The following is a 19,854-nucleotide window of genomic DNA, read 5'->3' on the forward strand; positions in this document are numbered from 1 at the left end:
CGGATGGGAGCGGGAGTGCGGTATGGACGGCGAAAGACAGCCACAGGACCTGACCTTGAGCGGTGCGGTATTCGCGGCGTTCGAAGACGATCCCACGCGGCCTGCACTTCATGCCGCCGATGGTGCGGTCTGGACCCGGCAGGACGTCATGGACGCGGTCTCGGCCTGGCGGCGTGCGCTGGCTGCGAAAGGTATCGGCCCGTCCCACCGCGTCGCGACCCTTCTGCCGAACGAAGCGGGCACCGCCGTCTTGCTGCTGTCCCTTGTCGATGCCGTGAACCTGATGCCGCTGAACCCCGGTGCGCAGCCCGCCCAGCTTGCCGAACAGATCGCGGCGGCGGGGGCGGATGCGGTGATTGCGGGCGGTGAAGCGGGGCGCGTGCTCGCCGAACTGCTGCCCGAGGGCGTTGCGTTCCATGACTGGGATGGTCGCGCCCCGGCCCTGACCGGCGAGGCGGCAGGACCGGCGCGGTCGGCACGCAAACCCGGCCTCGTCCTGCAAACGTCGGGCAGCACGGGCCTGCCGAAACGGGTGCCGCTGACGGCAGACCAAATGGTCGCCTCGGCCCGCAATATCATCGCGCATCTGGGCCTCGGCCCCTCGGACCGGGCCATCCATGCCCTGCCCATGTTCCATATCGGTGCGGTCGTCGATCTGCTCGCCGCCCCGCTCATGGCGGGGGGCGAGGTGGTGCTGGCCCGCGACCTGTCGGCCCCGGCGGTCACCGACGCGACGCAAGCGGGCGGCACGTGGCTGCAACTGGTGCCGACCGCGCTCGCTCACCTGATGGACGACCTGTCCGACGACGACGCGCAGGGGCTTGGCGAGACGCTCCGGTTCATCCGCATGGTGTCCGCCGACCTGCCCGAAGACCTGCGGCAAAAGGCCGAAGACCGGCTCGGCCTGCCGGTGATCCAGATGTATGGCATGACCGAAACCGCCGGCCAGATCACCGCCAACCCGCTGCCACCGGGCACGCGCAAACCGCTGTCGGTCGGCCCCGTCGCGGGCCCCGATATCGCGATTATCGACGCCCACGGCGCGATCCTGCCGACGGGACGCGAGGGCGAGGTCTGCGTGCGCGGCGCAACGGTCATGGCGGAATATGAGGGCGACACGGAAACGCCGCGCCACGGCGACTGGCTGCGAACCGGCGATCTGGGCCGGATCGACGCGGAGGGTTACCTGTTCCTCACCGGGCGGGTGAAGGAGATCATCAACCGGGGCGGCGAAAAGATAAGCCCGGTTCCGGTGGAGCGGGCCGCCAAGGCCATCGAGGGCGTAAGCGACGCCGTCGCCTTCGCCCTGCCCCATCCGAGCCTCGGGGAACAGGTCGGTCTGGCGGTCGTGGCCGACGACGCGTTGTCGGAGGACGACATCCTGACATCGCTCGCGCGCGTGCTGGCCGAATTCGAGATGCCGCGCCGGATCGCGCGACTGGCGGACATGCCGCGTCTGCCCTCGGGCAAAGTCGACCGTCGCGCGGTCGCGGGCATGGCGCGCGAGACGGCCGAGGATCGCGCCCCACGCACCGGCCTCGCCGCGACGGTCGAGGCGGTCTGGGCCGAAACGCTTTCGGTGCGCCCGCCGCATGACGAGGCCGATTTCTTCGACGATGGCGGCGACAGCCTGTCGGCCATGGATTTCCTTGCCACTCTGGAAAAGCGCCTCGGGCGACCGATCCCGCCCAACATCCTGTTCGAAGCCCCGCGCTTCGGCCCGCTGGTCAAGGTGCTGGCCGAGCAGCCGGTGCCGCCGCGCAAGGGCGAAGGCAAGCTTTTGCGCCATGTGCGCGAGGCGACCTCGGGGTGGCGTGGCGAACGGGTCGGCCCCATGGGCCTCATCATCGCCCGCAACACGGTGCAGCCAGCGCCCAAGGTGTTCATCGGCACCCATGACGAGATGACGATCAACACCTTCGGGCGCACCATCACCAAGCACAACCCGATCTACGCGATGCGCACCTCTTGGCAGTTCCGGGGGGAGCGGTATCGGCGCTATCTCAAACCGATGGCGAAAATCTACTGCGACGAGATCGAGGCGCTGATCGAACCCGGCGAAGAGATCATCGTCGGGGGGTTCTGCGGCGGGGCCAACATGGTCGAACTGATGATGCCGGACCTGAAGCGCAGGGGGATCAAGGTCAAATTCTTCCTTGCGATGGACAAGCTCTTCAAACGGCCCACGGAGTTCCCGGTGTTCCACATTTGGACGGACCGCCTGCAATTCTCGCATCCGCCGCGCTATTTCGACCCGGCCCGCAGCTTTGGCGACTGGCATCCGGCGGGGGCCGATTTTGTCTATCTCACCGGCGATCACGACTGGGTGCTGCGCGGCGACCGGATGAAAGAGGTCGAGGGCGCGACGATCCCCTATGTCACCGGGGCAAAGGATCTGCCCGTGCCCGCCCCACCCGAACCGATCAGCCTGCGGGAGCGGCGCAAACGCTACCGCGCCCGCGTGCGGGCCAAACTGCCTGACACGCTGTCTTTGACCGAGGACAGCGTGGTCGACGTGACCGTCACCAATCGCAGTCGCAAGGTCTGGCCGCCGACGTCCGAGAGCGGTCTGTCCCTGACACCGTCCTACACCGCAGCGGGCGAGATTTACGCCCATAGCTGGAACCGGGACCGGATCACCTTCGACCGCCCCGTCGGGCCGGGCGAGAGCTTTTCGGGTCAGGTCCGGCTGCGTTGGCCGGACGAGAAACTGAAAGCGCCACTGAAGGTCACGCTGACGATGGTCGACGACGGATACGGGCGGTTCTGCGACCTCGGGCGCGGCGGCGTTTCGCGCAAGGTCACGTTGCGGGGCGCATCGCCCGGCAAGGGCGACTAGCCGCGCGTCAACGTCCGGCGCACCGCGTCTTTCCACGCCGCGTAGCGATCGGCACGCAGATCGGGGTCCATTTTCGGGTCGAACCGCATCTCGGCGGACCAGCCTGACGCGAAAGTCTCGGCGTCCGGGTAAATCCCGATCGCCTGACCCGCGAGCCACGCGGCACCCATCGCGGTCGTTTCCAGCACCGGGGGCCGGTCGACAGGCGCGCCGGTGATGTCGGCCAAAAACTGCATCGCGAACCGCGAGGCCGACATGCCGCCATCGACCCGCAGAACGCCCTCGATGGGTTTGCCCATGTCGGCCTCCATCGCGTCGAGCAGGTCGCGGGTTTGAAAGCCAACGCTTTCCAGCGCCGCCTTGGCGAACTCGGCGGGGCCGGAATTGCGGGTGAGGCCATAGACCGCACCGCGACATTCGGCATCCCAATAGGGTGCGCCGAGCCCGGTGAAGGCGGGCACGAGGATGACGTCCTGCCCCGGATCGGCCTTGCGCGCGAGCGGCCCGGCGTCGGAGGCCTGCCCGAGAATGCCCAGCCCGTCGCGCAGCCATTGCACGACCGCGCCCGCGACGAAGATCGACCCTTCGAGCGCATAGGTCACCTGCCCTCCCATCTGATAGGCGATGGTGGTCAGCAGGCGGTTTTCCGATGCGACGGCCGTTTCCCCGGTGTTCAGCAGCGCGAAACATCCCGTGCCGTAGGTCGATTTTATCATGCCCGGCGTGAAGCAGGCCTGTCCGATGGTGGCCGCCTGCTGATCGCCCGCCACCCCCCGGATCGGGATCGTGCCGCCCAACAGCGTGGTCTCACCGAAGTCGCCGTCGCTGTCGCGCACGTCGGGGAGCATCGACATCGGGATGCCCAGCGCCTCGCAGATGTCCGCGTCCCACGCCCCCTTGTGGATGTCGTAGAGCATCGTGCGCGCGGCGTTCGTCGCGTCGGTTGCGTGCACCCGCCCCTCGGTCAGACGCCAGATGAGAAAGGTATCCACCGTGCCGAACGCCAGTCTTCCTGCCTCGGCCGCTGCGCGCGCACCCTCGACCTCATCCAGCAGCCATTTGACCTTGGTGGATGAAAAATAGGGGTCGACGAGCAATCCGGTACGTGTGCGTACCAACTCCTCGAAATCGCCACCGCGCAGGTCATGGCACAGGTCCGACGTGCGGCGGTCCTGCCACACGATCGCCCGGTGAATCGCCTTGCCGGTTTCGCGGTCCCAGACCACCACCGTCTCGCGCTGGTTGGTGATCCCGATGGCCGCGATCCCGCCCACGTCCTGCGCGACCTCGCGCGCGGTGGCGAGCGTGGTGTCCCAGATATCCTCGGGTTCGTGTTCCACCCAGCCGGAGCGCGGGAAATGCTGATCGAACTCCCGCTGGGCGCTGGCCACGGGCCGCATCTCGCCGTCGAAGGCGATGGCGCGCGAGCTTGTGGTGCCCTGATCGAGCGCGAGAATATGTGTCATGCGTCCTCCCTCGTCCTGCGACGAAACCGCCGCGCAGCCCGGACTTCCTTGCAGGCGTTCCGGGCGAATTCAGCGTCCGAATGCGCTATTCCGCCGCCGCCCGTTCCGCCCGTGCGTCGGACATGAAAGCTTCGAGCGCGGCGACCTGTTCCGCATCGGCCCTGAGCCCCAGCTTCGTGCGTCGCCACAACACATCCTGCGCCGTCACCGCGAATTCGTGGCGCATGAGATGGCGCACCTCGGCCTCGGTCAGCGTGGCGCCGAAATCGCGCCCCAGATCGGCAGCCTCGGTCGCCGACCCAAGGATCGTCTCGGCTTCTGTGCCATAGGACCTGAGCAAACGTCGCGCCCAGGCCTCGGTCAGGAACGGGTGGCGCTGCATCCAGGTGCCCACCATGCGCGGGCCTGATTTGCGGTCGTACGCTCCGCCGGGCAGCGGTGCCCGCGCCGTCCAGCGGCCCGTATAGCCCAGCGTTTCGAGCGCGGATTCCGCGAGTTTGCGATAGGTCGTGAGCTTGCCGCCCAACACCGTCAGAAGCGGTGCCGCGCTGTCGTCATAGGCCAATTGGTAGTCGCGGCTGGCCGACCGCGCCGACCCTTCGCTGTCGATCAGCGGGCGCACCCCGGAATAGGTCCAGACCACCTGATCGGTCGACACAGGCGTGGCGAGGTAGTCGTTCACGAAATCGACGAGGTATTGCGCTTCGGCCGGCGAGCATTCGGCCTCGCCCGGGCTGCCGTCATGTTCGGCCTCGGTCGTGCCGATCAGCGTGAAATCGTCCTCGTAGGGAATGACGAAGACGATGCGCCCATCCCCGCCCTGAAGGATATACGGCTGGTTATGGCCCGGCAGGCGCGGCACGACGATATGCGACCCGCGCACGAGCCGCAGCCTGTGCGCGTCGCCGGTCTTTTCGCTCAGATCCCCGGCCCACGGCCCGGCGGCGTTCACCAGCTTGCGCGCGCGATGGGTTTCGATCCGCCCGTCGCGTTCGACGTTCACTTCCCAATGCGAGGCATGGCGCGCGGTCGCGACGACCTTGGCCCGTGTGAGGATGCGACCGCCGCGCATCACCGTGTCGCGCGCATTGAGTGCGACGAGGCGGGCATCGTCCACCCATGCATCGGAATATTCGAACCCGGTGCGGAACGATGGCTTGAGCAGCGCGCCCGCCGGATGGCCCCGCAGGTCGACCCGCTTGGTGCCCGGCAGACCGCGGCCCCCTAGCCGATCATACAGAAACAGGCCCGAGCGCAGCATCCAGTCGGGCCTGAGCCCGGAATGATGCGGCAGCACGAAGCGCATGGGCCAGGCGATATGCGGCATCGCGGCCAGCAGTTTCTCGCGCTCCTGCAAGCTTTCGCGCACCAGACGGAATTCGTAGAATTCGAGGTAGCGCAGGCCACCGTGGATCAGCTTGGACGAGGCCGACGAGGTCGCGCTCGCCAGATCGTTCATTTCGGCGAGCGTCACGCGCAGGCCGCGCCCGGAGGCATCGCGGGCGATGCCCACGCCGTTCACGCCGCCACCGATGACGAATAGATCGACTGTCTCACTCATGTCCCGACCCTAGCCCATCATGCTGCACCTGCAAAGCGCGGCCCCCTTGGCTACGATCAAATCCCCGCGTATAGACGTCGGGTCACCGAGGAAACCAATGACCACGCGCACCTACGCAACGCCGCCGGGGGGTCTCCCCCCGCAATCTGACCTGATGACCGCGAGCACCGGGAAGGCCGTCTTCACCGACGCCTATGCCGTGATTCCGCGGGGCACGATGACCGATATCGTGCTGATCGCGCTGCCCTACTGGGGCAACACGAAGGTCTGGGTGATTTCGCGGCCCATGACCGGGTTTTCCGAGAGCTTTTCGCATTACGTGATGGAGGTCGGCGCGGGCGGCGGCTCCGGCCAGCCGGAAGTGAACCCCGAGGCCGAAGCGGTGCTGTTCGTCACCAAGGGCGAGCTTTGGCTTAAGATCGGCGAGGACATTCACCGCATGGGTCCGGGCGGCTATGCCTATCTGCCCCCCGGCACCGACTGGTCGATCGAGAACCAGGGCGACATGCCCGCGTTCTTCCACTGGATCCGCAAACGCTATGACAAGATCGAAGGCATCGACGTGCCGGAGGTTTTCGTCACCAACGAACGCGACCACGCCCCCCACCCGATGCCGGGCACCGAAGGCAAGTGGTCGACCACCCGTTTCGTCGACCCGCTGGACGTGCGCCACGACATGCACGTGACCATCGTGACCTTCGAACCCGGCGCGGTGATCCCCTTCATGGAAACGCACGTGATGGAGCACGGGCTGTTCATCTTGCAGGGCAAGGGCGTCTACCGGCTGAATCAGGACTGGGTCGAGGTCGAGGCGGGCGATTACATCTGGCTGCGCGCCTTTTGCCCGCAGGCCTGTTACGCGGGCGGGCCGGAACCGTTCCGCTACCTGCTTTACAAGGACGTGAACCGCCACATGCCTTTGGGTCTGTAAGGCGGTGCGGGCAAAGGCCCGCGCAGGTTTTGCGCCGCTCAAAGCCGGAGCGGCGTGGGCGAGAGGGCGCTGCCCTCTCGCGCTCTCCCGAGGTATTTTCAGACCGAAGAAGGGGATCCGGGATTTTCGTCGGGAATTGTCGCCAAATCGGAAACACCATCATATTGTCGCCCTAATCTGTCGCTAACCAGCGTCCAATGACGATGACGAGCACGAATTCCGCAAGCATGGGACCGATACGCCGAACCGAGCGACCGCAGAAACGGTGGCGCGATACCGCGCTGCTTCTGGCGCTGTTCGCGCTGGTGGTCGCGGGCCTGATCGGTGCGGCGGCCGCGACCGGCTGGGAAGAAACCAAGGCGCAACTGGCCAAGTTGAGCCTGTGGCAATTCGCGGTTCTTCTGGGCCTGTCCTTGGCCAACTACCTGCTGCGCGGACTGCGCTGGCACCTGTTCGCGGCCAAACTCGGCCTCGGTCTTGGGACCGTCGCGAATTTCATCCATTTCCTCGGCGGCTTCGCGATGAGCGTCACACCCGGCCGGGTCGGTGAACTGGTCCGTATGCGTTGGATCGGGCGCGAGACGGGCTGGAGTTTCGAGCGGACCGCACCGCTGGTGCTGGTCGACCGCGCCTCGGACCTCGCCGCGATGGGCCTGATCCTCGGGATCGCGCTGGCCTTTTCCACGACCGGGATCGCGGGCGGCATTCCCGTGACCGTGCTGGCCCTGATCGGGGCGCTGGTCGTGACACGGCCCGTGCTGCTGGAAAAGATCGCCACGCTCGGGCATCGCTGGCTCGGCCGTCTGCCCCGCCTTTTCGCCAAGGTGCGGCGTGCGGCACGGTCGTTGCAGGTGTTCTCCGCCCCCGGCCTCACCGCGCTGGCCTTGCTGATCGGGCTCGTCGGCTGGTTCGCGGAAGGCTATGCCTTCCACCTCCTCCTCGTCTGGATGGGCGCCGACATCGGCGTGTCCAAGGCCATCGCGATCTTCGTCTTCGCCTCGCTCGCGGGCGGCCTGACCGGCGCGCCCGGCGGTGTCGGCGGGGCCGAGGCGGCGATGGTCGCGCTCCTCACCCTCGAAGGCGTGGGGCCGGAGACCAGCCTGCCCGCCACCGCGATCATTCGCGTGACGACACTCTGGTTCGCCATCGGGATCGGGCTGATCCTGTTCCCCGTGGCCGAAAAACATTCGAAGAAGGCGCAGAATGCTCTGGAAAACCGCTGATTATTCCGGCTGGGGCCGGGTCCACACGGCTCATGGCGAGATCGCGCGGCCCGAACGCGCCTCGACCCTCGCCCGGATCATGGAGGAGGCGCCCGCGCCGGCCTTCGGCAATCGTCGCTCTTACGGGGATTCCCCGCTGAACGACGGGGGGCGCGCGATCGACATGACGCGCATGGACAAGGTGCTGGGGTTCGACCCGGACACCGGCGTGGTCGAGGCCGAAGCCGGTATCCGGCTGGGCGAGCTCATGCGGCTGTTCGCTCCGCGCGGCTGGACGCCCGCGGTCGTGCCCGGCACCGGGTTCTGCACGCTGGGCGGCGCCATCGCCAACGATGTGCATGGCAAGAACCACCATGTCGCAGGCAGTTTCGGCGAGCATGTGATCTCGGTCGCGCTGTTTGCCAACGGCAAGCGGTTGACGGTGTCCCCCGGCCATAACAAGGCGCAGTTCCGCGCCACGATGGGCGGGATCGGTCAGACCGGCGTGATCCTGTCGGCCAAGATCCAGATGAAGCCCTGCCCCGGCACCGCGATGCGGGTGACCGAACGGCGGCTGAACGACTGGGACGAACAGATCGACGCGCTCGAGGCCTCGACCGCCTCTTATGCCGTAAGCTGGATCGACGCGCAGGCCCGCGGCGCAAGGATGGGGCGCGGCATATTGGAAGAGGCGGAGTTGAGCGACATGCGCCTGCCCTCGCGCGCCAAGCCCAAATCGGTGCCGTTCAATATCGGCCTCTTCTCGAACGGGTTGTTCGCGCGGGCCTTCAACGAAGGGTATCTGCGGCGCATTCCCGAGGCGGGCAAGACATCGGACAAGCCGATGGAGGATTTCTTCTTTCCCCTGGACAAGGTCCACGGCGTCACCAAGCTTTACGGCAAGGCGGGGTTCCACCAATTTCAGTGCGTCGTGCCCACCGACAAGACCGACGTGCTGCGCGACATGATGATGAAGATCAGCCGATCCGGCCTCGCCTCCCCCCTCGTCGTGCTGAAACGCATGGGGCCGGGGCGCGCCGGAATGCTGTCGTTCCCTATGGAAGGCTACACGCTCGCCATCGACTTCCCGAACCGGGCCAAGGCCAAAAAGCTGATCGCCGAGTTGGAGGCGATGACGGCGGAGGCCGGGGGGCGGCTGTATCTTGCAAAGGACAGCCTTGCCTCAGGCGAGATGATAAGGGGCATGTATCCCGAATGGTCCGAGTGGGCGCAACAGGCGGCCAAGGCAGACCCGGACGGGGCGCTTGTCAACGATATGGTGCGACGGCTCGAACTGAGGAGCGCGACATGAACGAGACATGGATCATCCTCGGCGCGACCTCGTCGATGGCGCGCGCCTTCGGGCGGGCGGTGGCCGAGCGCGGGGCGACGGTATACCTCGCCGGCCGCGACATGGAGGACCTCAAGGGGTCCGCCGCCGATCTTGAGGCACGCGGCGCGGTCAAGGCGCAGGCGGTCAAGTTCGACGCGCGGGACGCCGCGACCTTTGCGCCGATCATTGCGGCTGCCGAGGGCGAGGAAGGGCTGGTCAACGCCGCCGTTTTCGTGGGGTCGATGCCGGAGCAGTCGGAGGTCGACAAAGACCCCGGCCTGATCGACGGCACGGTGCAGGACAGCTTCACCGGCCCCGCCCGGTTCCTACAGATGCTCGCCCCGGTGATCGAGGCGCGCGCGGGCGGGACCGTCGTGGGCGTCGGGTCGGTCGCAGGCGACCGGGGGCGGTTGTCGAACTACGTCTACGGCTCGGCCAAGGCGGGGTTCCACACCTACCTCGCCGGGCTGCGCAATCGTCTGAACCGCGCGGGCGGCCATGTGGTCACCGTGAAACCGGGGTTCGTGGATACCGCGATGACATGGGGGATCGAGGGCATGTTCCTTGTCGCCGATCCGGCGGACGTCGCTGCCGACATCCTCAAGGCGGTCGAGAAGAAAAAGAACACGATCTACACCCCGTTCTTCTGGCGCATCATCATGACGATCATCAAGTCGGTGCCCGAGCCGATCTTCAAGAAGCTGTCGATCTGACCGCAGCGCGTCACGCGGTCAGTTGAGGGCCGCGCTCACCCATTGTTCCCACAGGCCAGCGGCCTGAAACAGCAGGGCGATGGCGATCATCAGGATGCCGAGACCGCGCTTGTCCTTCATCGCGAACACGATGGGGTCGTGGTCCTGCTTGCCGTAATAGCCCAGCCGCACCATGCGGATCAGCCACCATGCAATCGGGATCAGGGCCGCCCAGACCAGCCATTGCGTCGGATAGAGCGCCACGGCCTGATCGGTGAAGCTGTAAAGGAAGAAACTGACCAGCGCGCCGACCATGCCGAGGATGGCGACGTTCAAAAGATCGGGCCGATCCGGCTTGCCGTAACCGCGCCCCGGCAGCCGCTCGTCCCCATGGGCGAGTGTCACTTCGGTCAGGCGTTTGACGCAGCCGAGCGTCAGGAAGGCCGGGAAGATGAAGGCGAGCAGATAACCCGACACCTCGACCCCCGAGGCATAGGCGCCAGCGACCACCCGGATCGTATAAAGCCCGGCGAGCACCGCGATGTCGATCCAGCGCAGGCGTTTGAGTTTCAGCGAATAGGCCAGAGACAGGATCATGTAGCCGACGATGACGGCGAGAAAGGCGGGCGACAGGATCGCGGCGATGACCAGCGCCGCCGCCCCCACCCCGGCACCTGCGGCCATACCGACCGAAATCGGGACCGCGCCAGAGGCGAAGGGCCGGTGCTTTTTCTTGACGTGCAGTCGGTCGGCCTCGAGGTCGAGAAGATCGTTCACCACGTAGATCGAGCTTGCGGCAAAGGAAAACGCCAGCATCCCGAACAGGACCGCGATCAGCGTGGACAGCGTGAAATCATGGGCGGCGAGGACTGGCACGAACAGCAGGACGTTCTTGACCCACTGATGCGGGCGCAGCGCCTTGAGCACGCCGCGCGGCGACCAGCCGCCTGCGATCCGCGTGACGGGCTTGCCCTGCCCTTCGAGCAGTTTCGCCGATGCGGTGTCGCCCACCACCAAGGCCGCGTTCGCGTGCGACCAGACCTCACGGTCCACCGTGTCGTTGCCCGCGTAGTCGAACCCGGCCTCTCCGTAAGCCTCGACCAGCGCGGCGGCCTTGCGGCGGCCCTTGAGGTTCTGGGTCACGCTCGACGCGAAGACGCGCGGCGACAGGCCATGGTCGGTGGCGAGGCGTTTCACCAGCGCCTCGTTCGAAGCCGAGGCCAGCACGACCTCCCGCCCCTCGGCCTTGGCCGCGGCAACCGCGTCGGCGACGCCTTCGTTCACCGGCATGAGGTCGGTGCGGATCTCGGTCAGGTCCACGAGGCGGGCCTTGAGCCGCGCCGGGTCGGTCAGATGCGCGAATACCGCGCGGATCGTCGCGATCGGGGCCTGCCCCAGACCGGCCCAGAAGGTTTCGAACAGAAGATCGGTCTTCAGAAACGTGCCGTCGACGTCGAGCACGAGCGGTTTGGTCTCGGTTTTCATGAAGGTCCCGGTATCATCCATTCGGTCAAACTCCGTTCACGGCGAAGACGCAGCCGTCGGTCATCAATTCGGGCGGGGTCAGGCACAGGCCGCGCGCCACCTGCCAGGCCGCCAGCACCTTTGGCACGTAGGCCCGCGTTTCCGCATAGGGCGGCACGCCGCCGTGCTTCGTCACCGCGTTCTCGCCTGCGTTGTACCCGGCCAGCGTCAGGATCGGGTCGCGCCCGAAATGTTTCATCAGCCAGCCCAGGTACTTCACGCCGCCCTTAATGTTCTGCGAAGGATCGGTGGCATCGGTCACGCCGAACCGCTCGGCGGTCGCCGGGATGAGCTGCATGAGGCCCATCGCCCCCTTCTCGCTTTCCGCCGTCGTGCTGCCGGAACTTTCGACCGAGATCAGGGCGACCACCAGAGCGGGCGAAATGTCGGTGCCGATGGTGGCCAGCAGAATGTCGGGGCCATAGGCTTTGGCGATGTCCTGAAGCGTCTGAAGACGCGGGGCCTGAAGATCGGCCCGCGCCGTCAGGGTCTCGAGCGCCTTCATGACGTTGGCGGGCCCCGCCTCGTCCAGAGCGGGGGACACGCTGGCCCAGAACCATTCGTAACCGCTCTTGGGCGTGTCGTCCGCTTCGGCGGTCTGCACGTCGGCCTCGGCCTTCGCCGCTTCCTCGGCCGCGCGTTCCGCGGCCCGCTGTTCCAAGGCCGCCCGCGCGCGGGCCTGTTCGGCGGGATCGATCTGCACCGTGATGCGCCGGGTGGTCCCCGCCTGTGGCACGGGCACGCGTTTGAAGGTGAAATCGGCATCCTGCCCGAACGCCGAGAATGGGGTCAACAGAAGCCCCAGAACACCGATCGTCTTGATCGTTACGGTCCGCATGTCGCGAAAACCTGCACTGCCTCGTTCTTTTCTTTTGAGGTATCTTCGCAAATTCGGACTCGAAGGGCCAGTTTTTCTTACCTTTCGCAACGAAACGGCCCCGAAAACCCGGTGATCGGAAAATAATTCGGATTTTTTATCGCTACATTTCAAAGTGTTAATCTGAAATTAACGAAATTTCCCAACCCGTCCAAAATCGTACCAACCCTGCCAAAATCATGCCCAAATCAAGGGTCAAATTCCAACCATGCCAAGCAGGGCAGAGGATCGGTTCACAGGCGGTTCGAAGGTTTCTGCAAGGTGTGAGTGAAACTGAGCTGAAAACTTTTCGGAGGGACAAAAGATGAAACTGTTCAAGCTTGCCAAGAAATTCCGCGCTGAAGAAGACGGTGCGGTGACTGTTGACTGGGTCGTTCTCACGGCCGCCATCGTGGGCCTCGGCATCGCGGTTCTGACGTCGGTTTCCGGCGGCACGACCTCGCTCGCCGACAAAGTGTCCTCGAGCCTCTCGGCCATGACCATCATGACGCACTAAGCGTCACACCGACCTAACTCAATCAGGAGATACCGCAATGAAACTCATCAACTTCTTCAACCGCTTCAAGAAAGACGAAGACGGCGCCGTGACCGTGGACTGGGTCGTGCTGACCGCCGCCATCGTGGGCCTGGGCATCGCCGTTCTCACCTCGGTCTCGGGCGGCACCACGTCGCTGGCCGACAAGGTTTCGTCGTCGCTGTCCGCGATGACCATCATGACGCACTAAGCGTCGCAACGAACTCTACTGGAGAGCAGAAACATGAAACTCGTGAACTTCTTCAACCGCTTCAAGAAAGACGAAGATGGCGCCGTGACCGTGGACTGGGTTGTCCTCACCGCCGCCATCGTGGGCCTCGGCATCGCCGTTCTGACCTCGGTCTCCGGCGGCACCACCTCGCTGGCCGACAAGGTTTCGTCGTCGCTGTCCGCGATGACCATCATGACGCACTAAGCGTCACGATCCGAAGACCTCCGGAATTGGGCCGCATCCTCGATGCGGCCCTTTCCCCGTTCTGGGGGGGGCGTTTGATTGTCGACGAATTGAAAGAAATCTTCGGCACTTCACGGTTTGTCCAGATTTTCGCCGCATTCTGGCGGCACAAGGGTAATGGAAACCTGACTGCCGGCCTGCCGGCGCACGAGGGAAAGGTAACGATATGCGAGCAGTATTTGGACTGGTTCTGATCGTGGGCGTGGGGCTTGCGGGCTTCGCCGTCTACATGGCACGCGACTATATCGGGAACTATCAGGCCGCGCTCGAACAGGAACGTGCGGCCCGTGCCCAGATGGTCCAGACCGCCGAAATCTACGTGGTCAAGGAATCCGTGGCCTATGGCGACCGGATCACCGACGAGAACATCCGCCTGACGCGCTTCCCGGTCGATGCGATCCCGGAAGGGGCGTTCAAGACGGAAGAAGAGCTCTTCCCGCAGGGCGAGAAACGCTATCGCACCGTGTTGCGCGCGATGGAGAAGGACGAGGCCCTGCTGGCGGTCAAGGTGACCGAGGCCGGGGCCGACGCCGGGGTGGCCGCGCGCCTTGCCTCGGGTATGCGGGCCTTCGCGATCCGCGTCGACGTCGCCTCGGGCGTGTCGGGCTTTCTGCGCCCCGGTGACAAGGTCGACATCTATTGGACCGGGCGCGGCTCTTCGGACAGCGTCACGAGCCAGGAGGTCACCAAGCTGATCCAGACCAACATCCGGATCATCGCGATCGACCAGATGGCCGACACCGACCGCACCGCGCCCACCGTGGCGCGCACCGTCACGATCGAGGCGACACCGGAACAGGTGGCCGCCCTCGCCCAGGCGCAGGCCACGGGCCGCATGGCCCTGTCGCTGGTCGGCGCACAGGACGATACCGTGGCCGAGGCGGTCGAGATCGACCAGAACACGCTTCTGGGCATCGAAACCGCCGAGGTCGAAGCGCCGGTGCGCGAAAAGGTCTGCACCATCCGCACCCGCAAGGGCGCCGAGACGGTGGAAGTGCCGGTGCCCTGCCCGACGAACTGATCGGCCCCACGGCGCACGGCAGTCGGGCGATCCGCCATGTTGCGGGCCGCCCACAGCAAGGACAGGCGCCAACCCCTTGATTCTTGCAATAAACTGAAAACTGTCGCATGGTGGCGGCAATATGGGCCGAAAGAGCCGGACGAACCGGACACGTGCCCGATACAGGCGGACCCGAAAATTGGGCCAATACAAAGACAACCGGCGCCCGCTTGCGACCGGGGAAGAGCAGCAGAGACGTGATCGGAGAGGCAGGATCACATGGGACTTGATAGATATGTGAAGGCCGCCCTCACGGGTCTGGCGCTGTCATGGATCACCGTACCGCTTCCCGGCATGGCCCAGACGTTGCGCGTGATGGACGGGGGTGTGGCCGAAACGCTGAACGTCCCCATGAACCGCGCCGTGGTCGTCGAAAGCGACCAACCCTTCGCCGAAATTTCGATCGCGAACCCGGGGATCGCCGACATCTCGACCCTGTCGGATCGCACGATCTATGTGCTGGGCAAATCGCAGGGGCGCACCACGCTGACCCTGCTCGCCCCCGACGGCACGCTCATTTCCAACGTCGAAGTGCAGGTCACGCCCGACCTTTCCGAATTCAAGGAGCGTCTGCGCCAGATCCTGCCGGGCGAACCCATCGAAGTGCGCACCGCCAACGACGGGATCGTGCTGTCGGGCACCGTGACCTCGATCGCCGCGCTCGACCGCGCGCTCGATCTGGCCGAACGCTATGCGCCCGACAAGGTGTCGAACCTTCTGTCGGTCGGCGGCACCCAGCAGGTCATGCTCAAGGTGCGCTTCGCCGAGATGCAGCGCTCCGTCACCAAATCGCTGTCCTCGTCGCTGGGCTTCGGCACCAACATCAACGGCCTTGGCGGCTCGATCGGCACCGGGGCCCTGGGCAACCAGGCCAATCTGGACGCCGCTTCGGCGGGCGACTTGATCTCGACCGGGAACGACCGCACCGGGGCGTTCACCTTCGGGTTCAACGCGGGCGCCCTGCAATTCGCGGTGATGCTCGAAGCCCTTGAAAACAAAGGCATGGTCCGCACGCTGGCCGAACCGAACCTCACCGCCCTGTCCGGGCAGGAGGCGAGCTTCCTCGCCGGTGGCGAATACCCGATCCCCTCGGTTCAGGAAAACGGCGCGGTGGTCATCGACTACAAACCGTTCGGTGTCGAGCTGACCTTCACCCCGCGTGTGGTGGATCAGGACATCATCAACCTTCAGATGACCGCCTCGGTCTCGGGTCTCGACAACTCGGTCACCTACGGCGACGGTGCGATCAGCGTGAACGCCTTCAAGCGGCGCGAAACCTCGACCACGGTCGAGATGCGCGACGGCCAGAGCTTCGCCATCGCGGGCCTGTTGCAGGACGATTTCCGCGACCTGAACGGTCAGGTGCCGTGGCTTGGCGACGTGCCGATCCTCGGCGCCCTCTTCCGCTCGGCGGATTACGAACGCAGCCAGTCGGAGCTGGTCATCATCGTGACCCCGCACCTCGTGACCCCGACCCGGGGCGAGGCGCTGGCCCTGCCCACCGACCGTGTCAGACCCCCGTCCGAGGCCGACCTGTTCCTGCGCGGCAATACCGCCGCCCCGAACCGCCCGACGACGGGCGCGGCGGGCGAAGTGGCGCGGCAGGATTTCACCGGCTCCTACGGCTACGTGATGGAGGATTGAGCATGGCTATCCGCACAGGTGCAAAGATCGTCGCGACGACATCGGCCCTCGCCCTCATGGCGGGCTGCGCCACGGACAAGACCTATCTGGGCGAAGCCGGAGCGATCCCCGCCCGCGCCGAATTCGGCAGCGCGACCGAGAACAACTACCTGATCCAGACCGGTCAGAAGAGCTACGTCGTCGATCTGGCCGAACGGTTCAACCGCGAGGTGCCGGATACGGTCAACTTCGAGTTCAACTCGGCCGTGCTCGACGGTCAGGCGCGCCAGATCCTCGCCCGGCAAGCGAGCTTCATCAGGCAATTCCCCGAAGTGCACTTCCGGGTCTACGGGCATACCGACAAGGTCGGCTCCAACGCCTACAACCGCCAGCTCGGTCTGCGCCGGGCCCAAGCGGTCGTGAATTACTTCGCGAGCCAGGGCATCAGCCGGTCGCGGGTCGAGGCGGTCGTCACCTATGGCGAAACGCAGCCTCTGGTCGCGACCGAGAACCGCGAGCGCCGCAACCGGCGCACGGTGACCGAGGTGTCCGGCTTCGTGCAGGACAACCCCCTGATCCTGAACGGCAAATACGCGGAAGTGGTGTTCCGCGAGTATGTCGAGTCGGCGACCGAGCTGCCGCCGGAGCGTGGCGGGCTGGGCGAACTCAACGCCGCGGCGAGCGGCGGCTGAACGCGGCCTAAAAAAGGCAATCCAACCAAGCTGTTACAGGGCCGGATACGTTCCGGCCCTTATTGTTTCGCCGTTACCGCCTGCGAAACAGCCGCCGCATCTGCCGCGGCATCGTCTCAAAACACCGCATAATTTCGCGAGTTCCGACAAAATCTCGCCCAACTTGGAAGTGAAATTCAGAACTTGCGAGTAGTCCGCACGACCGAGTCGTGTGGCGGTCGCCCGGGGTCGCGCGGATGAACCGCGCACCTGTTGCGAGGGCGGCCGGATCGGAAAGGAACGAGGCATGAGTGGGAGCGCAGCAGTGCTAGATCAGGAGCCGGCACCGATCGTCGCCTGCACGATCTCGCGCGATGTGCAGGCGTTCGATCTTCTCATCGAGGACATGGAAACCGAACTGGGCGAAGCCTGGGGCGACCTGTCGATCTCGGATGCGCTGGCCTTCTTCGAACAGCCCGACAGCGACAGCCTTGAATTCATCGCCATCGCGATGGACGACGAGGACGAGGCGAACCTCGCCCAGATCGCCGAGGTGATCCGTCAGGCCGCAGCCCGCAACATCAAGGCCATCGTCGTGGCCGAAGAGGTCAGCCCGATCGCGCTGCACCAGCTTCTCAAGGTCGGTGCCGAGGAATTCATTCCCTACCCCCTGCCCGACGGCGCGCTCAAGGATGCGATCGAGCGTCTGCGCGCACCGGATCCTGCGCCTGTCCTTCAGGCGGCCGCCCCGAACACCCCGCAACCGTCCGGCACCAATCGCGAAGGCGTGCTGATCGCGGTGCACGGCATGGCCGGGGGCACCGGCGCCACGACCGTCGCGGTCAACCTCGCCTGGGAACTGGCGACCATCGCCAAGGCCGACAGCCCGCGCGTCTGCCTGATCGACCTCGACCTGCAATTCGGCAGCGTGTCGACCTATCTCGACCTGCCCCGGCGCGAGGTGATCTACGAATTCCTGTCGGACATGGAAACCGCCGACGACGAAAGCTTCATGGCCGCGCTGCTGACGTTCAACGAACATCTGCACGTCTTCACCGCGCCCGCCGAAATGCTACCACTGGACCTGATCTCGTCCTCGGACGTGCAGGCGCTGATCGACAAGGCCCGGTCGAATTTCGACTACGTGATCGTCGACATGCCGACGGCCGTCGTCCAGTGGACCGAGACCGTGTTGCAGGCCGCGCATATCTACTTCGCGACCGTCGAACTCGACATGCGCTCGGCCCAGAACACCCTGCGGATGATCCGGGCGCTCAAATCCGAAGATCTGCCGGTCGACAAGCTGCGCTATATCCTGAACCGCGCCCCCAAATTCACGGACTTGAACGGTAAAAGCCGGGTCAAGCGCATGGCCGAAAGCCTCGACATCCAGATCGATCTGCTGATGCCCGACGGCGGCAAGCCCATCGTTCAGGCGGGCGACCACGGCGTGCCGCTGGCCGAAGCCGCGCTCAAGAACCCGTTGCGCAAGGAAATCCAGAAACTCGCAGAGCAGCTTCATGCCCTGAGCCAGGAGGAAGAAGAAGCCTCCGGCAAGAAGGGCAAGAAGAAGCGGGCCAGGAAATAGGAGCCGTTAGGTGTTTTCGAAATACAAAAAGCCCGGTGGTCCCCAGAAACCGACAAGCGGCGGCGCGCCCAAGCTGGAAACGGTCGAGGGCGGCCAGCCCCCTGCCCCGGCGCCCGCGCCCAAACCCGTTGCCAGCGCGCCCAAACCCGCGCCCAAGCCTGTCGTGGACGCCAAGCCCAAAGTGGCCGCGATGCCCACGCCGCAGGACAAGGAGCGCAAGCGGCGCGAACGGCTTATGGAAATCAAGGTCGAACTGCACAAGCAGTTGCTCGACAACCTGAACCTGTCCGCGCTGGAGACCGCGCCGGAAAAGGAACTGCGCGCCGAGATTCAGTCGATCGCGTCCGAAGTGCTGTCCGAGATGAACGTGGTTCTGAACCGCGAAGAGCGCCAGACCCTGAACGCCGAACTTTACGACGAGGTGACCGGGCTCGGCCCGCTCGAACCGCTGCTGAAAGACGACACCATCAACGATATTCTGGTGAACGGTCCCAAGCAGATCTTCGTGGAACGCGCGGGCAAACTGAGCCTGACGGACGTGACCTTCAAGGACGAGCGCCACCTGTTGCGGATCATCGACAAGATCGTGTCGGCCGTGGGTCGGCGTGTCGATGAATCGAACCCGTCGGTGGACGCCCGTCTTGCCGATGGTTCGCGTTTCAACGCGATGGTGCCGCCGATTGCCGTGGACGGTTCTCTCGTGTCCATTCGTAAGTTCAAGAAAGACAAGCTGGCCATCGATGATCTGGTGCAGTTCGGCGCCTTCTCCGAGGAAATGGCCGCCTATCTGCAAGCCGCCGTCGCCTGCCGCCTGAACGTCATCGTGTCGGGCGGGACGGGTTCCGGTAAGACGACCACGCTCAACGCCCTGTCGTCCTTCATCGACGACAGCGAACGCATCCTGACCATCGAGGATACGGCGGAACTTCAGCTGCAACAGACCCACGTGGGCCGGATGGAAAGCCGCCCGGCGAACGTCGAGGGCAAGGGCGCCGTCAGCCAGCGCGACTGTCTGAAAAACGCCCTTCGTATGCGCCCGGACCGGATCATCGTGGGTGAGACGCGCGGCGAGGAAGTCATCGACATGCTTCAGGCCATGAACACCGGCCACGACGGGTCCATGACCACGATCCACGCCAACTCGGCGCGTGATGCCGTGTCGCGTCTGGAAAACATGGTCGCGATGGCCGGGATCGAAATGCCGATCAAGGCGATCCGCTCGCAGATTTCGTCGGCTGTGAACCTCATGGTGCAGGCCAGCCGCCTTCAGGACGGCTCGCGCCGCATGGTGTCGATCACCGAGATCACCGGCATGGAAGGCGACGTCATCTCGATGCAGGAGGTGTTCCGCTACGAACGCCTCGGCCTGACGCCCGAAGGCAAGATCATCGGCCGCTTCAACGCGACCGGCGTGCGCTCGCACTATTCCGAGCGTTTCCGCCAGTGGGGCTACAACCTGCCCGCCTCCATCTTCGAACCCATCGCCGCGGAGTAACCC

The 19,854-nt window shown here is 65.4% G+C and carries 18 protein-coding genes; 14 read left to right on the plus strand and 4 right to left on the minus strand.

The window, feature by feature from the left end; translation table 11 throughout:
• Positions 1 to 22: 22 nt before the first annotated feature.
• A complete protein-coding gene (locus HOY44_RS02275) occupies positions 23 to 2,839 on the plus strand; it encodes a non-ribosomal peptide synthetase (protein WP_287432782.1) in 2,817 nt (938 codons plus the stop codon).
• Here HOY44_RS02275 and glpK read toward each other — a convergent pair.
• Both glpK and glpD read right to left on the minus strand, forming a co-directional pair.
• Positions 2,836 to 4,305 carry a glycerol kinase GlpK gene (glpK, locus tag HOY44_RS02280; protein ID WP_287432783.1) on the minus strand — a complete coding sequence of 490 codons (1,470 nt, stop codon included), beginning with the start codon at positions 4,303 to 4,305 and terminating at the stop codon, positions 2,836 to 2,838. The genes HOY44_RS02275 and glpK overlap by 4 nt on opposite strands.
• An 85-nt stretch (positions 4,306 to 4,390) precedes the next feature.
• The gene (gene glpD / locus HOY44_RS02285) at positions 4,391 to 5,866 is read right to left on the minus strand and encodes a glycerol-3-phosphate dehydrogenase (protein WP_287432784.1); all 1,476 of its coding nucleotides are present in this window, start codon (positions 5,864 to 5,866) and stop codon (positions 4,391 to 4,393) included.
• Positions 5,867 to 5,963: 97 nt separating this feature from the next.
• On the opposite strand from glpD, the gene HOY44_RS02290 reads away from it, so the two are divergent.
• The 4 genes from HOY44_RS02290 to HOY44_RS02305 all read left to right on the plus strand — a co-directional run bounded on the left by HOY44_RS02290 (position 5,964) and on the right by HOY44_RS02305 (position 10,045).
• Complete coding sequence (locus HOY44_RS02290; RefSeq protein ID WP_287432785.1) at positions 5,964 to 6,797, plus strand: bifunctional allantoicase/(S)-ureidoglycine aminohydrolase; 834 nt, start codon at positions 5,964 to 5,966, stop codon at positions 6,795 to 6,797.
• Between the two features lie 197 nt (positions 6,798 to 6,994).
• Positions 6,995 to 8,020, plus strand: a complete 1,026-nt coding sequence (locus HOY44_RS02295; RefSeq protein ID WP_287432786.1) for a lysylphosphatidylglycerol synthase transmembrane domain-containing protein — start codon at positions 6,995 to 6,997, stop codon at positions 8,018 to 8,020.
• Entirely contained in the window at positions 8,001 to 9,311 is a 1,311-nt protein-coding gene (locus HOY44_RS02300; protein WP_287432787.1) for an FAD-binding protein, read from the plus strand. Before HOY44_RS02295 ends, HOY44_RS02300 begins: the two co-directional genes overlap by 20 nt.
• Complete coding sequence (locus HOY44_RS02305; protein ID WP_287432788.1) at positions 9,308 to 10,045, plus strand: SDR family oxidoreductase; 738 nt, start codon at positions 9,308 to 9,310, stop codon at positions 10,043 to 10,045. Before HOY44_RS02300 ends, HOY44_RS02305 begins: the two co-directional genes overlap by 4 nt.
• Before the next feature lie 18 nt (positions 10,046 to 10,063).
• On the opposite strand, the gene HOY44_RS02310 is transcribed toward HOY44_RS02305, so the two are convergent.
• Positions 10,064 to 11,530 carry a UbiA family prenyltransferase gene (locus tag HOY44_RS02310; RefSeq protein ID WP_287432789.1) on the minus strand — a complete coding sequence of 489 codons (1,467 nt, stop codon included), beginning with the start codon at positions 11,528 to 11,530 and terminating at the stop codon, positions 10,064 to 10,066.
• Positions 11,531 to 11,534: 4 nt separating this feature from the next.
• Complete coding sequence (locus HOY44_RS02315; RefSeq protein WP_008335323.1) at positions 11,535 to 12,386, minus strand: lytic transglycosylase domain-containing protein; 852 nt, start codon at positions 12,384 to 12,386, stop codon at positions 11,535 to 11,537.
• Positions 12,387 to 12,729: 343 nt separating this feature from the next.
• Between HOY44_RS02315 and HOY44_RS02320 the strand changes: the two genes are divergently transcribed.
• The 9 genes from HOY44_RS02320 to HOY44_RS02360 all read left to right on the plus strand — a co-directional run bounded on the left by HOY44_RS02320 (position 12,730) and on the right by HOY44_RS02360 (position 19,851).
• Positions 12,730 to 12,921, plus strand: coding sequence for a hypothetical protein (locus HOY44_RS02320; RefSeq protein ID WP_008335328.1), 192 nt, complete (start codon positions 12,730 to 12,732; stop codon positions 12,919 to 12,921).
• Between the two features lie 37 nt (positions 12,922 to 12,958).
• Entirely contained in the window at positions 12,959 to 13,150 is a 192-nt protein-coding gene (locus HOY44_RS02325; RefSeq protein WP_008335329.1) for a Flp family type IVb pilin, read from the plus strand.
• Between the two features lie 33 nt (positions 13,151 to 13,183).
• Positions 13,184 to 13,375: a Flp family type IVb pilin gene (locus tag HOY44_RS02330; protein WP_008335330.1), complete on the plus strand. Its 192-nt coding sequence runs from the start codon at positions 13,184 to 13,186 to the stop codon at positions 13,373 to 13,375.
• Positions 13,376 to 13,401: 26 nt separating this feature from the next.
• A complete protein-coding gene (locus HOY44_RS02335) occupies positions 13,402 to 13,608 on the plus strand; it encodes a hypothetical protein (protein WP_287432792.1) in 207 nt (68 codons plus the stop codon).
• The gene (gene cpaB / locus HOY44_RS02340) at positions 13,581 to 14,435 is read left to right on the plus strand and encodes a Flp pilus assembly protein CpaB (RefSeq protein WP_040885347.1); all 855 of its coding nucleotides are present in this window, start codon (positions 13,581 to 13,583) and stop codon (positions 14,433 to 14,435) included. The genes HOY44_RS02335 and cpaB overlap by 28 nt, the downstream gene beginning before the upstream one ends.
• A gap of 258 nt (positions 14,436 to 14,693) precedes the next feature.
• Positions 14,694 to 16,118: a type II and III secretion system protein family protein gene (locus HOY44_RS02345; RefSeq protein WP_008335334.1), complete on the plus strand. Its 1,425-nt coding sequence runs from the start codon at positions 14,694 to 14,696 to the stop codon at positions 16,116 to 16,118.
• 2 nt (positions 16,119 to 16,120) lie between these two features.
• Positions 16,121 to 16,789 carry an OmpA family protein gene (locus HOY44_RS02350; RefSeq protein WP_008335335.1) on the plus strand — a complete coding sequence of 223 codons (669 nt, stop codon included), beginning with the start codon at positions 16,121 to 16,123 and terminating at the stop codon, positions 16,787 to 16,789.
• A gap of 286 nt (positions 16,790 to 17,075) precedes the next feature.
• Positions 17,076 to 18,356 carry a CpaE/TadZ family protein gene (locus HOY44_RS02355; RefSeq protein WP_050772005.1) on the plus strand — a complete coding sequence of 427 codons (1,281 nt, stop codon included), beginning with the start codon at positions 17,076 to 17,078 and terminating at the stop codon, positions 18,354 to 18,356.
• Between the two features lie 10 nt (positions 18,357 to 18,366).
• On the plus strand, positions 18,367 to 19,851 hold the full coding sequence (locus HOY44_RS02360; protein WP_287432793.1) for a TadA family conjugal transfer-associated ATPase: 1,485 nt from the start codon (positions 18,367 to 18,369) through the stop codon (positions 19,849 to 19,851).
• Positions 19,852 to 19,854: the final 3 nt, after the last annotated feature.

The organism is Maritimibacter sp. (genome assembly GCF_016774595.1).
Lineage (GTDB): Bacteria > Pseudomonadota > Alphaproteobacteria > Rhodobacterales > Rhodobacteraceae > Maritimibacter > Maritimibacter alkaliphilus.